The following is a 15,217-nucleotide window of genomic DNA, read 5'->3' as shown; positions in this document are numbered from 1 at the left end:
TCGTCACCGTCACGTTCGTTTCATCGAAGGCCATCTCATGTCAACCAGCCTGTCCGAAAGCGCCGCGCGCCGCGATGCCGGCCCTCAGCGGCCTGCGCGCGCGTCGCTCGCGCGGCGGCGCAACCGCGCGGCCCTGTGGTTCGTGCTGCCGGGTTTCGCGCTCTTCACCGTGTTCGTGCTGTACCCGATCGTCAGCAGCATCTGGCTGAGCTTCCATCACTGGGACGGGATGACGCCGATGATGTTCGCCGGGCTCGACAACTATCGCGAGCTGCTGCAGTCCGATACGTTCTACGTCGCGCTGAAGAACAACGTGCTGTGGCTCGTGCTGTTCCTCGCCGCACCGCCGCTCGGCCTCGCACTCGCGCTATACCTGAACCAGAACGTGTTCGGGATCCGGCTCTTGAAGTCGCTGTTCTTCGCGCCGTTCGTGTTGCCGGGCGTCGTCGTCGGCCTGGTGTTCTCGTGGTTCTACGATCCGACGTTCGGGCTGCTGAAGCTGATTGTCGGGCACGGCATCCCGGTGCTCGGCGATCCGCGTTATGCGACCTACGGCGTGATCGCCGCCGCGCTGTGGCCGCAGATTCCGTTCTGCATGATCCTCTACCTGACCGGGCTCACCGGCATCAACGGCGAGATCGTCGAGGCGGCGCGGATGGAAGGCGCGCGCGGCTTCACGCTGCTGTGGCACGTGATCCTGCCGCAGTTGCGGCCCGCGACCTTCATGGCGGTCGTGCTGACCGTGATCGGCGCGCTGCGCAGCTTCGACCTGATCTCCGTGATGACGGGCGGCGGCCCGTTCGACAGCTCGACCGTGCTCGCTTACTTCATGGTCGACCAGTCGATCAAGTACTACCGCGAAGGCTATTCCGCCGCGATCGCGGTCGTGCTGTTCGCGATCATGCTCGTCTACATCGTGTGGCAGCTGCGCAAGCTGGTGCGCGTCGAATCATAAGGATCGCGAAAATGTATCCGATGCCCGTGTCCCGCTGGGGACGTCCCGCCCGTTGGTTGTACCGGCTGTCGCTGCCGTGCGCGCTCGCGCTGTGGCTCGTGCCGCTGCTCGCGGTGCTCGTCACGTCGATCCGCTCGACCGACGAGATCATCGCCGGTCATTACTGGGACTGGCCGAAACAGTTTGCGCTGCTGGACAACTACGGCGCCGCGCTCGCGCAGACGCCGATGCTGCATTACTTCGCGAACAGCGTTCTGATCACGGTGCCGTCCGTCGCCGCATCGATCCTGCTCGCGTCGCTCGCCGGGCACGCGCTCGCGAACTTCCGGTTCCGCGGCAACCTCGTGCTGCTCGGGCTGTTCGTCGCCGGCAACTTCGTGCCGATCCAGATTCTGATGATCCCGGTGCGGCAGATCATGCTCGGCGTCGGTCTCTACAACACCGTGTGGGCGCTCGTGCTGTTCCATACCGCGTTCCAGACCGGCTTCTGCACGCTGTTCCTGCGCAACTTCATCCGCGAGCTGCCGTTCGAGCTGATCGAGGCCGCGCGCGTCGAAGGCGCGTCCGAGTGGGCGATCTACTGGCGCGTCGTGCTGCCGCTCGTGCGGCCGGCGCTCGCCGCGCTCGCGATCCTCGTGTTCACGTTCGTGTGGAACGACTACTTCTGGGCACTGTGCCTCACGCAAGGCGACGACGCGGCGCCGATCACCGTCGGCGTCGCCGCGCTCAAGGGGCAGTGGACGACCGCCTGGAACATCGTGTCGGCCGGCTCGGTACTCGCCGCGCTGCCGTCGGTCGCGATGTTCTTCGCGATGCAGAAGCATTTCGTCGCGGGGCTCACTTTCGGCGCGACGAAGGGCTGATCCGTCCCGTCCTCTTTCTTCAGCAAGGAATCCACGATGCACCTCGGCGTTTGCTATTACCCCGAACACTGGCCGCGCGAACAATGGGAGCGCGATGCGCTGCGCATGGCCGAACTGGGCCTGACGCGCGTGCGGATCGCCGAATTCGCGTGGAGCCGGATGGAGCCGGCGCCCGGCCGCTACGACTGGGCATGGCTCGACGAAGCGATCGACACGCTCGCGCGTCAGCAGTTGAAGATCGTGCTCGGCACACCGACCGCCGCGCCGCCGAAATGGCTCGTCGATCGTCATCCGGAGATGCTGCCGGTGGCCGCCGACGGCGCGGTGTGGCAGTTCGGCTCGCGCCGCCATTACGACATCGCGAGCCCCGTGTATCGCGAGCACTGCGTGCGCATCGTGGACGCGATGGCGCGACGCTACGGCACGCATCCGGCAGTCATCGCATGGCAGACCGACAACGAGCTCGGCTGTCACAACACGCTGCCGAGCTATACGCGTGCGGCGCTCGAAGGGTTTCGCGCGTGGCTCGCCGTGCGCTATGGCGACATCGATGCGCTGAATCGTGCATGGGGCAACGTGTTCTGGAGCATGGAGTATCGCGGTTTCGACGAGATCGAATTGCCGCGCCATACGCCGACCGATGCGAATCCCGCCCATCTGCTCGACTTCCGCCGCTATCAGTCGGACGAGGTCGCGCGGTTCCACGCCGTGCAGGTCGATGCGATCCGTCCGCACGCGCCGGGCCGCGATGTGCTGCACAACTTCATGGGCTTTTTTACCGAGTTCGATCACCATGCGTTTGCGCGCGGCGGGCTCGACGTCGCTGCGTGGGACAGCTATCCGGTCCCGCGTACCGAAGTACTGCCGCTCGACGAAGCGGACAAGCGGCGCTGGGCTCGTACCGGCCACCCGGACGTTTCGGCGTTCTCGCACGACCTGTATCGCGGCATCGGCAACGGGCGGATGTGGGTGATGGAGCAACAGGCCGGGCCGGTGAACTGGGGGCCGTACAACCCGGTGCCGCACGCAGGCGCGGTGCGGCTGTGGACGTGGGAAGCGTTCGCGCATGGCGCGGAGCTCGTGTCGTATTTCCGCTGGCGGCAGTATCCGCATGCGCAGGAGCAACTGCATTCGGGGCTCAACGCACCGGACGACCGGCTGTCGCCGGGCGGTCGTGAAGTGGCGCGTGTGGCGTGCGAACTGGCCGCGCTGGATCCCGCGTTCGTCGGCGGTCCGCGTGAGACGGCCCGCGTCGCGCTGCTGTTCGACTACGAGGCCGACTGGATGATCCGGATCCAGCCGCACGGCGCCGACTTCGACTATCAGCAGCACGCGTTCGACTGGTATCGCGCGCTGCGCGAGCTGGGCCTCGACGTCGACATCGTCGCGGCCGGCGCCGACCTGTCGCGTTATGCGCTCGTCGTCGCGCCGACGCTGCCGGTCGTCACGGATCGCATCGTCGAGCAGGTTGCGGGCGGATTCGCCCACTGGCTGTTCGGGCCGCGCACGGGTTCACGCACCGCGGCATTCGCGATCGCGCCGGGTCTCGCACCGGGCAAGCTGCGCGACGTGCTGCCGGTGAGGATCGGCCAGGTCGAGTCGCTGCGGCCATCGCTCGCGCCGCGTGTCTCGTTCGATGGCGTCGACGGCCATGCGCTGAAATGGCGCGATCACATCGACAGGGAAGCGGCACCGGGCGTCGACGTGCTCGCCGCGTGCGACGACGGCGTGCCGGCACTCGTGCGGCGCGCTCACGTGACGATGGCGACCGCCTGTTTCGACCGCGCGCTGTTGCGCGCGATCGTCTCCCGCTGCGCGCGAGATGCCGGGTTGCAGGTACGGGCGCTCCCGGACGGTGTGCGGTTGCGTCGACGCGGGCGCGTCACGTTCGCGTTCAACTACGGCGACGCACCCTGCCTGCTGCCCGCGCCGGACGGTGCGCGCTTTGTGCTCGGCGGCCGGGAACTCGGCGCGGTGGACGTTGCCGCCTGGGTCGAGCCGGACTGACGCGGTGCAATCGTTGCGGCCGCTGCGGCTGCATTTCGCGCGCCTGGCCGGGATCGCGTACTTCGTGCCGCTGTCAGCGGCGGCACTGATGCTCGGCATCGCGATGTCGTTTACCGCGCCGTACCTGTCGCTGTTCGGTGTGGAAGCGGCGGGGATGTCGCCGTTTCTCGCCGGCGTCTTCATGACGTCGATCGCGGCGAGCGGCGTCGTCGCGAGCACGTGGGCCGGGCGCTGGTCGGATCGACGCGAGCGGCACCGGCCGCTGCTCGTGTTGTCGCTCGCGGCTGCCGCGCTCGGCTTCGCGCTCCTGTGCGTGCTGCGCGCGCATGGGCCGGTGATCGCCGCCGGCACGATCCTGCTCGGCGCGGGCGCCGTGTCGCTGTCGCAGATCTTCTCGTTCGCGCGCGCGGTGCTGCCCGTCGCCGACGATGCGCAGCGCGAACTCGCGTCGGCCGCGCTACGCACGATGCTGTCGATCGCATGGGTGTTCGGTCCCGCGCTCGGTGCGCTGATTCTCGCGCAGACCGGCTTTACCGGGCTCTTTCTTTCGGCTTCCGCGGGCTTCGTCGCATGCGCGGCGATCGTCGCGCGGATCCCGGAGCCGGCGCGCCGGCCCGCGACCGTTCACCTGCCGGCCGTGACCCGCGTTGCGCCGCCGCTTGACGATGCGCGTGCGGCGATCGTCGTCGCGTCGCGCGCCAGCGTGTTGCGCACCCTCGTCGCGCTGACGCTGATCGGCCTCGTGGCGAACGCGACGATGATCGTGCTGCCGCTCTTTATCGTGCGTGCGCTCGGCGGCACGCCGGCGAACGTATCGGCCGCGCTCGGGCTGGCCGCGCTGCTCGAGATTCCGATGATGCTGTGGCTCGGCATCCGCTCGACACACCTCGACAAGGCGCGCTGGCTGACCGCATGCGCGCTCGTGCATGCGGCGTATTTCATCGGCCTTGCGGCGGTGACGCGCGTGAACCTGATCCTGCCGCTGCAACTGCTGAGCGCATGCGTGGTCGCGATCACGTCGTGCCTCGGAATGACGCACGTATGCGACCTGATGCCGACGCGCCCGGGCACCGCGACCGCGATGTTCTTCAGTACCGCGCGGGTCGGTTCGATCGCATCGGGTGTGTTGTCGGGCGCGTGCGTCGACCTGTTCGGCTATCGCGCGACGTTCGCCGGATGCTGCGGGCTCGCGCTCCTGGCGTGCGTGCTGCTCGCCGTGGATGCGTACGGCGGGCGGGGCGACGCAGGCGGCGGGAACGGCACGCGCGGTGCGCGCCGCGGCTTCGGTTCACCGCACTGACGCGGCATGCGCCGGTGCGGTGAAGTCGCGACGCCGCGACGCGTCAGCGCTGCCGGAACGCGTCGAGCGACGGCAACGCGTGACCGTGGAAATCGAACAGCGTGTTGTTGTCCCACTGGTCGCCCGCGCCGAGCTTCCAGCCGACACCGCGCGTCGGGATCCATTCCGGTTCCCACCAGAACACGCCCTTGCCGCGATTGCCCGGCACGCCCTTCACGATATCGACGACCGCTGCGAGGAATTGGGCCTGGCCGGCCGGCGACGGCGGAAAGGTCGTCGATCCGGTGTTGGTCATCGCGTTCGGCTCGGAATCGCCATCGCTGGTGGTCCACGGATACGCGGTTTCGACGACGATCAGCTCCTTGTCGTAGCGCACCGCTAGGTCGTTCGCGTTGTTGCGCAGATCGTCGAGCGAGCCTTGCCATTGCGGGTAATACGACAGGCCGATCACATCGAATGCGACGCCGCGCTGCGTCGCGCTGTCGAACCACCAGCGGCTCTTGCCGTTGTCGCCACCGCTGTCGACGTGCAGCATCACCTTGATGCGCGGATCGACGGCCTTCACCGCGTCGTGGCCGGTTTTCAGCAACTGCGCGAGATTGTCCCACTGGTCGTAGCGGCCGAGCGGCCACAGCATGCCGCCCGTGATCTCGTTGCCGATCTGCACCCACTCGGGGCTCACGCCGGCGCGCTGCAGCCGGCGCAGCACGTCGGTCGTGTACGCCGACAGCAGCGCGCAGGTTTCGGCCAGGCTCTTGCCGGCCCATGCATGCGGAGGATATTGCTTGCCGGGGTCGGCCCACCAGTCGCTGTAGTGGAAGTCGATCAGGATGCGCATCCCGAGCGCGGCCGCGCGCTGCGCGAGCACGACGACGTGCGCGGCATTGTTGTAGCCCGCCGCATCGCTCTGGTTCGCTGGGAAGAAATCCGGGTTGCCGGGATCGTTCCAGACCTTGATCCGGATCGAATCGACGCCGTGCGCGCGGAGAATCTTCAGGCAGTCGCGTGGCGCGCCGCCGCGGTCGAAGAAGGCGGCGCCATGCGCTTCGAGTTCCGGCAACGTCGAGATGTCGGCGCCCATCGCGAACTCGGCCGCCGCCGCACTGTGCGGCGCGGGTCGTGCGAAGGCGGCCAGCGGACCGGCCAGGTCGAGGCAGGCAAGCGCCGCGCTCGACATGCTCCAGCGCAGCATCGATCGTCTGTTCATCGTCATCCTCCATGTCATGGACCCCGTCGGACGCGGGGTCGGTTCCAGTGTGTTTAAGCGCTTAAATTTCGACCCGCGAGACAGGGCCGAGTTGAGCGTAGCGCACCTGTCGCCGCCCATGCAAAGAACGCGCGCGTTGCCTACTATCTGGCGAGCGCCGGCACGCGCGCCGCGTCGCGCTACGACCGGTCGCGATTTCGGGCGCGCGTCGCACCCGTGATGACCGCGATGCCGAACAGGATGACGGCACACGATCTCGATGATTGCGCGGTAATTGGAGTTGACCCCTGTAGTCCCGGACACAAGATCGGGGCGTAACTCGGATCGGTTTCGTCGGGCCGCGCAGCGCATAGTCCGCCGCCAGCCGAGTTTTCTGCTTGCACTGAAGCAGGCCGATAGTTGGCTGGCCTTCCGGTGCCTTGACTTGCGCGTCGGGCGCGGAAAGGTAGAAGTGCAGTTGCCCCGTATTCGGGCTTGAACAGCATCGATTTAAGTTCGACGACGACATGGCACCGAAGCCTGAGATAGCAGAAGAGCAGATCGATGAAAAACTCGTCGCCGCGTCCCTCTAGCCAATACTGACGCCCGACGAACGCGAACCGGGCACCCAACTCCACAAGGAAACGCAAAATGTGCCGCGAGCGCACGGTCGATGTCGCGCTCCTGGCGGTTATCGTGGCGCTGTGGCGATGTGTTGATGAGCGTTGGGATAATATCCTAGAGCGCTGATCGGGATGCAGCGTCAGCACGCGTCGTCAATGAAACTGTTCAGATCGTCCTGGCACCTGCTGCCCAGTGCGTAGGAAAACCCGCCACACATATCGCAGGTTCGCAGCAGACAACATCGAACTTTGCCAATCCGTGGATATGGAACGGGTCTTCGGCAATCATTGTCTCTATATCCCGTGGTTGGCCCGCATACGCGAGCACGAAACCGCCGCTTTCTCCATGCAGCGGGCCCGCGGCAAGGATATTTCCCGCTTGCGCGTATTTGATGAGCCACGCCTTGTGAGCATCGAGATGCGCCTGGATTTCTTCGAAGGGACGGACGTAGTCGAGCTTGATGGCGAACAGCATAAGCGACTCCTGTTACTGGATGGTTTGCGCACCGGACGTGCGTATGTCGACGAGTACGTCGGTCAGGGTCGCCCTGGCAAGCGCGATGCTCTCGTCCCGGACGGCTTGACCCTTCGACGCTCCTTCGGCCCGCACGAAGCGGACGTCGGTGATGCCCAGGAAACCGAAGAACGCCTTCAGGTAGCTTTCCTGGAAGTCCATGTGTGAGAGCGGTGCGTCCGCGTAAAATCCGCCGCGCGCAGAGGCTACGATCACCTGCTTGCCGCCTGCCAGGCCGACCGGGCCGTTTTCGGTATACCGGAACGTGCGCCCGGCCTGGGCTACACGATCGAGCCATGCTTTCAACTGACTCGGCACCGAAAAGTTGTACATCGGCGCACCGATGACAATGACGTCGCTCGCTAGAAACTCCTTGACGAGTGCTTCGGAGAGCTCATGTTCGCGCGCGGTGGCGTCGTCGAGAGCACCGACGCCGATCTGCCGAAATCCTGCTGCGATCGGGCCGGTGAGATGCCGGATTTCGTCGTGGACGAGATCGCGGTACGTCACATGCGCCGACGGATGCTGCGCCCGCAGACCAGCTACCACGGCTGCGGACAGCTCTCGCGTGATGGAACTGTTGCCGAGCATGCTCGAATCGAGATGAAGGATATTCATTGAAGCCTCGCTGACAGGGGAGGAGTGAAGCGCGTCGAAACGCGCTGGAATTCATTGCGATGCCTTCCGGGCGGCCAGATCGATCAGCCTCGCGACCTCGTCCGGGTGAGATAGCATCGACATGTGGCTGGAGCGAATCGACGTGACCGTTGCCCCGATGTGCTGCGCAATGGCTTGCTGCACGGCGGGCTTCAGCGCATTGTCGTTGGTGGTTCGCAGATACCAGACAGGCTTGTCGTGCCAGGCCGCGTGCTGGATTTTCCCAGTGAAGCAGGCCGCTGCGACAGGCTGTTGAACCGATGCCAGGACGCGAGCCTGTTCGAGCGGAATGTCCGCTGCCATGACGTGCTGAAACGCTCGCGCATCGTCGAGCCAGATTAGCCCATGGGCGTCAGATGCGAGGCCGGTCATCGGCGCGTGGAGGCGTTGCAGCAGGTCGGCGACGGACTCGCCGTCGTCCGGTACCAGCGCGGACAGATAGACCAGGCCTTTCACACTGGCAGCGTTGCCGGCCTGTGTAGGCGTTCGTTATTAGCGCTAGCCGTGTTCAGAAACGTTGCTAGCGGAAATTCTCAAAGAAGCCTTGGCGAACAGGGGCTTTTTGAAGTTTTCTGGCGGCTGCTTGGCCGTTGCGTTTCTGCAACAGAAACTTGGCCTATGTTCACTAACGTTGCTAGCACGTTGCACGTGTTCTTTAATACTGCTAGCGCACGTGTCGCGTGGATTGATAGGGATCCATATGGCTTCGATCGAAGAGCGGGCCGCTCGAGCAGCGAAGATTGCGTCCGTGCTTCGACCGCTTGGCAACGGCGTGCTTTCCCGACAGCAGGCTGAACGAGCAGCACAGCTATTAGGCGTTCACTGCACCACCGTATATCGCCTGCGTCGACGTTTCCTCGCAGATCCGGTCGCCAGCACATTAGAGCCAAGGCAGCCGGGTAGGGCGACCGGGGGCAGACTGGACGCCGCCGTCGAATGCGTCATCGACGAGGCCGTGCACGAATGGCTCCCTGATCAGCGACACCTTGCGCATCCTGCAACTGATCTTGTACTTGAGGTGAAACGTCGCTGCAGCGTTGCAGGTCTATCGCCTCCAAGCGGGTGTTGCTGCGGTCCACCGCAACGCGACCGTCATGTCGCCGCTTATCTCGCCGCACGCCAGGGCGGCGCAGCAGCAACTGTTGCTCCCGCATGACCCGATACACGCGCTTGGCGTTGATGCACGGCGCACCGGTCTGCTCCCGACTGCGGCGCAGCAGCGCCCAGACACGCCGGTAGCCGTAGGTCGGCAGATGCGCCACATGGGCCTGAATTTCCTCGACCAGCCCGGCATCATTGGTCATGCGGGCACGGCGACCATCGCGCCAGTCAGACGAGCGAGCTCGCTTCACCGCCACGGCAGAGCGCGCCACGCCGAGAACTTCGCAGACCGTCTTCATCGGTCGTCCCCCGGCAGCAAGGGCGAGCACGCAATCAGGTTTTTTGAACGGCCCCATTCCACGGCTTCTTTCAGGATTTCGACCTCGAGTGTCTTCTTCCCTAGTAGCCGTTGCAGTTCCTTGATTTCCTTGATGGCGGCGGCCAGCTCAGATGCCGGCACAACGGTTTCGCCTGCCTTCACCGCTACCAGACTGCCTTCCTGGGATTGCTTGCGCCAGCCGAACACTTGGTTGGCGTTGACGCCGTGCCGACGTGCAACGGCCGACACCGACGCTCCCGGCTCCAATGTTTCCTGAACGATGGCGATTTTTTCTTGCGCCGTGCGCCGACGACGGCGCTCCGGCTCGGTCAGAATTTCGATGCTTTCCACGTAACGACTAAGCTTACCGATAGGCGCAAGACTATCCGTTATTTTAAGAGAGTCCTCGTGTCCTCAGATACGTGGGGCCGCTCCATTGGGCTCGATGCCATTCGGCTTGCACGTCACGACGAGAATGTCTCAAGTCCGCAAAAAATCCATCGCTGTACGCCTAGACTTGTACGTGCGCATCTGAGCAGCAATCAATGACAGTCCAACCTCGACCCATCAGCGTGTCGAGTTCCCCAGGCCCAAACGCATCCTTTCGCATCGCCAAGCACAGCAGATGGGTCGGGCGAGTCATCGCGACGTAATGTAACTTGAGCCGCCCGAGCGTTCTCGGGCCTTCAGGGACTTGCCGGCCCCTGGCGTTTGTCGAAAAGCCGCCTGACTTCGTGCCCAGCAACCATGGCTTCAGTTCGCTTAGATGATGCGCGTGGTAGAAACTGTCGAGGACGAGCGTCGCCGTGTGCGTTTCGCCCTTCACCGCATGGATCGAGCTCAGCCGAATGTGTACCTGCGGGGCGTCGGGCGGATAAGCAAACAAATTGTCTGCGCACGCGGCAATTGCGGCTTCGCCCTCAGCTACGGGCTGAGCCTGCGGCAGCGCTAAGAAGGTGGCAACATCCTCGCCGAGCACCTCTGCACCGCTCAGTTGCCGGATCACCGCCTCAATATGGGCTTGTGCTGCCGCGGCGCAGAGCGCAGGGGTGATATCCCCTTGGTGTGTCAAGATGATTTCTTGCAATGCGAGATATTCGCATCTCGCGTCGCTGTCGCCAAGAATCTCGACCACCCGGCGATGAGGCGATTTTCGTGCGCTCGCCCCATACGGGACGCCGGCAAGCTCGCTTGCGGCGAGGAGCGCCGCCGCCACGGCGTTGATAAGTTTGCCCGTGTTTCTGCTGCCAGCCATCTCAAAACGAGCCCGCGCAAGGTATTGGGCGAAGCTGCTCGGCGTAGACTCCTTCCGAACGCATGCCGGGTCGTAACTGGGCACATAGTGTCCCATCGCTCGCGGGATGCGATCGTCGTCTCCGGGTTCGTGAACCCCAGCCACTGCAGTGAACACTCCGTTTTCCAGTACAGCCGCATCGAAGCTATCCAGCAGATGCTGGCCATAGCGCTCCAGCACTCTCTGGACCGACCCGTCATCGAAAAGGAAGATTGCCGACGCCTTAGGATCGGCGCTGAGGTGATCCGGTGGACCGGCGCCGATTAGCGCATGCGGCGTAACCCCCAATCCCTTTACTTGGTCCGCAAGATTCTGACCAAAACGGTAGCTGCGTGGCATTGGATGTACAACAGCGCCTGGAAACTGATCCGTCGTGGCGCCGCTCTGGCTGGCGCTTTCGTAGATGGCTTGGTTGGAGTCGCCGAAACGCTGACGGCGCGACGGCGCGTCGCCGCTGCAAAAGATGCGGTGCAGCAGCGCCGATTGTGCCTCACTGTTGTCCTGCGCCTCGTCGATGAATACCAGCGGAAAGCGCCGACGTAGCATTGGAATCGTCTCAGGATGCCGATCAAGCAATTCGCAGGCCCATACGAACATTTCGTCGAAGCAAAAATATCCCTGTTCGCTCGACTGGCGACGCGCATCGATCATCGCTTGATATGTCGGCGTCTGCGGTCCGAAACGGCCTGTCTTGCCCCCGCCATAGTCAGTCTGGTCGTAAATCAGGCAGGTCTCGCTCAGATTTGCCTGCTGCAAAGCCCAGCGCCGATTCGCGGGTAACAGGTTCCACCGCTTCGCAAGTGCAATCCTGGTATCGATGCAGCGCACTTCGACTCCTTTCGACCGAAGCCAAGGCAGCGCGAGATACTCATTCACAAACGCGTGGATCGTGCCGACGAAGTGCGGGTAGCGTGTCAAGGAGACACCCAACGCCGAGCTGCTGAGCTTCGCGCTGATTTCGTTGCGCGCGGCATTGGTATGTGACAGCACGCAGATGCCCTGCTGACGGCTTGGCCAGCGCATCGCTAGAACTGCGAGTTTTGCGACCAACAAAGTCGTCTTGCCACTTCCCGGGCATGCCTCGAAGTCGATTGTGTCGAGTCGCAGCATTGCTCGGAGTCGGCTGTCATCACCCTCGACAGCCGCAAATCCGGCGGGGCCAAGCCCCATCAATACCGCTGCCCAGGTAACGTCTTCCTCGCGGACTAGATCGTCGTACATCACTCAGGCCCCCGGTGCCCGCGCCATCACTACCGCGCCGGGCTCTCCGGCTGCGCCACCTGCGAGCGGCGGTGCGAACGGCCCGGTGACATGCTCGATAGCAGCAACGATGTAGGGCGGCAGCAATGCGCGCAAGCTATGGGCATCTAGGTTATTGTAGGCGGCCTCCTTTTCCAGCAGTTCGGCAAGATATTGCGCGCCGATCGCCTTTGAGGCCCCATCAGCCTCAAACAGCGCATAGACATGTGAGGCGAGCGTCGATGGGTCATGACCCGCATCGATCAGCGCTTGATAGGCTGCATCGGCGGCGGCGAGGATGACGGCCTGCTCGGCAGTGCCGGCAGAGAGGCGGTCATTGGCTAACGCCAGTGTCCCAGCGCGGTAGACGTGCTTGCCGAGACCGTGGAATGCGAGGTCAAATTCAAGCGTCCATTCGTTAGCGACGAACGTCTCGACCTTTTGGCCTGAGGCCTTCTCCCTGCGGTCGGCTCGCCGCTGTTCAAGGTGTTCGCCCGGAAAATCGTCCTTAATCCGCCATTGCCGCTTTGAGGGAGGTCTTGGAGGGATCGGTTGCCCGTCCTCCAGCTTGCCGACGATCCAAGGCGCATTGTTGGGCATCACGTCCATGTCGGTGATGCAGGCGACGGGAATGTTAATGACCCCATCCTTCTCGACGTCTTCGCGCATGAAAATGCGTGCGTATCGGCCGAGCCCAACACCGCCGACATTAACCACGGAGACACCGTGATGGTGGAAATCGCGGTCAAGTAACCTCGCTATGACGGGCAGGAGGATGTTCTCGGCATCCCCCTCGACGATCATCACTGCGCGCGCGAAGAACAAGTTTGCCTTGGTGACGTCGAGGAAGCGCTCGAGAAATCGATAGTCTGATGCGCTGAGCTTGGTCTTACCCTCACACAGAGGGAAAGCCCGTCCGCCTTCAATCAATACGAGCTTGTCGAGTTGTAGGTCCGAAGCGAGATTGGCACTGTGCGTTGTAACGATGATCTGGATGCGCTGTCCATCGGCACGCGACTTCTTTGCCTGTGCCTGCAGGAACGACATAAGTTGCAACTGCCGCTGCGGATGGAGATGCGCCTCGGGCTCTTCGATCAGCAGCAACGGGAACCCGTCGCTTTCAGTGGCGAGAAGCAGGAGCTCGCACGCCATGAACAGCAGGTTGTTTGAGCCGAGTCCACGACTGTGCGCACTTTCGGCGTCAGACGACGCGGTCAGTACGAGCTCAAGCTTCTCAAGTAGCTGCCGCAATCTGAGGCTGTCCTCCTGCGCTCCTGCTACGCCGATCCGCGCATTCAGCATATCGTTAGCGAACGAGAGGGGCTTCAAGTACTCGTCATTGAGTCGCTTTCGAGCCTGCGTAATGCCTTCGCTCTCCCCAAGCAGATGTGTAGCATAGTCGCCGAGGCCCAACACACTCAACGTCGTCGGGTCGGGTGGCGGATCGGCAAGTTTGTCGAAAGGGTTTCCTGTGTCGCGGATTTCAGTGGTGTGCTGGAGAATCTGCGATAGTCGCGATCCTCGCCCAGAGCTCATGGCCCGCTCGGCGTCGCGCAACGGCCGCAGATACGTCGCCGTCAGCAGCGATCGTGCCCCCAGATCGAGCAATGGGCCGTCTCCCTTGGCACCCGTGCGCCACTCAGGCGGAAGAACGCGGCGCGAGCTGCCTTCCTTGGTGTTGCGTTTCGCAACCCAGGTCACGATCAGCGCGGTATTGATCGCCCCGGCTACCGTCTCATACGTGAGGAACTCGGCAAACGCACCTCGATCCGCCGTGGTGAGTCCTCTAAAAGTCAGACGGATGATAATTTCGTCGGCACTTGGACCACCGGCGGTGGGCTGATGAAAATCAAGTGGATCCACCCGCAGCAGGTCCTGGTCACGCGTGCCGACCACCAAACGTAGCGCGTCGATGACCGCTGTCTTGCCGGCATCATTCTCGCCGACCAATGCGGTAAGTCCCGGGGACAGTGCTAGCACGGGCGCTTTGTTACCGGCACCAAACAGCCGGAAGTTCTCGATTCGAATTTCTGCGATATACACAGTGACGCCCCTGCTGCGTAGAGTCCTACCGATAGGCTAATCCAATGACACATCCGAGAGACTGAAAATTGCTCGGAAATTCTAACCGATCATTGGGGCTGCAATAGGCCGGAAATAGAATTTCAGGTGCGTCTAGTAAACGGTAATCCTTCGCTTTTGACGCGAGTCGAAGGTCGCGTTTCTGTTGTGGCCACGAGCCCCTGTTTCGGCGCCATGGCGGCCAGGCCCATGTTAGGGCGCTCGTGATTGTATTGCCATATCCATTCGGTTGCGACGTGTTCAACATGCACGGTCGTCCGATTCGATTGCGACACAAATCCAACATGGTTGGAGAGTAGAGCGCGGGGACGACGTTTTCGCCACACAAGCTGATTTCATCGACTCAGATGACCAGAGAGGCCATGCGACTGAAGAGATCAGCGCGCTGCTGGTCGTGTCTGGTCCCGCAACCGCGGACGATGTGCAGGCGAATGCGTCTGGCGGTGTGTTGGTTACGTTGTCCAGGCGCTTGGGCATCGTCGTCAAGCCGGATGGCATTGCCCGCGAGGCGGTCACCAAACCCGCGTCCGAATGCCTGCTTTGTATGAGTGCCGACCGGTTGAATCCGCCGTCGTTCAGAGTCGATCGCATCGTTGCAGAACCGCCATTCACTGTCGCGTGCAGTTCGCGGCGTCGGGATCGACGCGACAGCAAGATACGGAACCATTATCACTATGCTGCGATTGCCTGCTCAAAACTCAGATTTCGCACAACGCATGACTGCCACTGCCGGCGTCGCAGGGGAGTTGACGCCGGTCTTCGTGAGTCGCGGCCGATGAAAACTTTTCATTGCAAACGGTGGCGCGTTCAATTCGGTCTACGATTGTCACGCGAGTTACTCCACCACCTTGAAAAGGCGGTTCTTGTTGATCATGCCGACTTTCGTCTGTTTGCCGTCGTCGTCAGCAGCGGGCCGCAGATGCCGATCGTCGAGCGTCGGCCCCGTATAGCGGCTGCGCGGCCGGATCACCTTGCCGACGCGCAACTGCTCGATGCAGTGGGCGAGCAGCCCGGCACTGCGCGCGATCGAGAACAGCCCGAACGCCGCATCGCGCGGCAACTGAAGCTGCACCGACA

The 15,217-nt window shown here is 63.3% G+C and carries 11 protein-coding genes and 2 pseudogenes; 4 read left to right on the top strand and 9 right to left on the bottom strand.

Annotation, left to right across the window (positions count from 1 at the left end; all coding sequences use genetic code 11):
* Positions 1 to 37: 37 nt before the first annotated feature.
* From E9536_RS33990 to E9536_RS33975, 4 genes are read left to right on the top strand one after another with little or no spacing between them, the layout of a single operon-like run.
* A complete protein-coding gene (locus E9536_RS33990) occupies positions 38 to 955 on the top strand; it encodes a sugar ABC transporter permease (RefSeq protein WP_011548501.1) in 918 nt (305 codons plus the stop codon).
* 11 nt (positions 956 to 966) lie between these two features.
* Positions 967 to 1,818, top strand: a complete 852-nt coding sequence (locus E9536_RS33985; RefSeq protein ID WP_011548500.1) for a carbohydrate ABC transporter permease — start codon at positions 967 to 969, stop codon at positions 1,816 to 1,818.
* A 36-nt stretch (positions 1,819 to 1,854) separates the two neighbouring features.
* On the top strand, positions 1,855 to 3,825 hold the full coding sequence (locus tag E9536_RS33980) for a beta-galactosidase (protein WP_011548499.1): 1,971 nt from the start codon (positions 1,855 to 1,857) through the stop codon (positions 3,823 to 3,825).
* 4 nt (positions 3,826 to 3,829) lie between these two features.
* Positions 3,830 to 5,125 carry a sugar efflux transporter gene (locus E9536_RS33975; RefSeq protein ID WP_011548498.1) on the top strand — a complete coding sequence of 432 codons (1,296 nt, stop codon included), beginning with the start codon at positions 3,830 to 3,832 and terminating at the stop codon, positions 5,123 to 5,125.
* Positions 5,126 to 5,168: 43 nt separating this feature from the next.
* Here the strand turns inward: E9536_RS33975 and E9536_RS33970 are convergent, their stop codons facing one another.
* The 9 genes and pseudogenes from E9536_RS33970 to E9536_RS33925 all read right to left on the bottom strand — a co-directional run.
* Entirely contained in the window at positions 5,169 to 6,332 is a 1,164-nt protein-coding gene (locus E9536_RS33970; protein WP_011548497.1) for an arabinogalactan endo-1,4-beta-galactosidase, read from the bottom strand.
* Positions 6,333 to 6,648: 316 nt separating this feature from the next.
* Positions 6,649 to 7,007, bottom strand: a pseudogene (locus E9536_RS42265) (PDDEXK nuclease domain-containing protein); the annotation flags it as partial.
* Positions 7,008 to 7,100: 93 nt separating this feature from the next.
* Positions 7,101 to 7,409, bottom strand: coding sequence for a YciI family protein (locus E9536_RS33960; protein WP_011548496.1), 309 nt, complete (start codon positions 7,407 to 7,409; stop codon positions 7,101 to 7,103).
* A gap of 12 nt (positions 7,410 to 7,421) precedes the next feature.
* Positions 7,422 to 8,066 carry an FMN-dependent NADH-azoreductase gene (locus E9536_RS33955; protein ID WP_011548495.1) on the bottom strand — a complete coding sequence of 215 codons (645 nt, stop codon included), beginning with the start codon at positions 8,064 to 8,066 and terminating at the stop codon, positions 7,422 to 7,424.
* Between the two features lie 51 nt (positions 8,067 to 8,117).
* On the bottom strand, positions 8,118 to 8,561 hold the full coding sequence (locus E9536_RS33950) for an alpha/beta hydrolase (protein WP_011548494.1): 444 nt from the start codon (positions 8,559 to 8,561) through the stop codon (positions 8,118 to 8,120).
* Between the two features lie 602 nt (positions 8,562 to 9,163).
* Positions 9,164 to 9,867, bottom strand: a pseudogene (locus tag E9536_RS33940) (transposase); the annotation flags it as partial.
* A gap of 169 nt (positions 9,868 to 10,036) precedes the next feature.
* The gene (locus tag E9536_RS33935) at positions 10,037 to 12,040 is read right to left on the bottom strand and encodes a UvrD-helicase domain-containing protein (RefSeq protein ID WP_027791961.1); all 2,004 of its coding nucleotides are present in this window, start codon (positions 12,038 to 12,040) and stop codon (positions 10,037 to 10,039) included.
* A gap of 3 nt (positions 12,041 to 12,043) precedes the next feature.
* Complete coding sequence (locus tag E9536_RS33930) at positions 12,044 to 14,101, bottom strand: AAA family ATPase (RefSeq protein ID WP_051363320.1); 2,058 nt, start codon at positions 14,099 to 14,101, stop codon at positions 12,044 to 12,046.
* An 874-nt stretch (positions 14,102 to 14,975) separates the two neighbouring features.
* The coding region (locus tag E9536_RS33925; protein WP_282186958.1) for a citrate/2-methylcitrate synthase at positions 14,976 to 15,217 on the bottom strand (242 nt) is incomplete at its 5' end.

The organism is Burkholderia sp. LS-044, from assembly GCF_004803625.1.
Taxonomy (GTDB): Bacteria; Pseudomonadota; Gammaproteobacteria; order Burkholderiales; family Burkholderiaceae; genus Burkholderia; species Burkholderia cepacia.
This window is presented reverse-complemented; position numbering and strand designations above follow the sequence as displayed.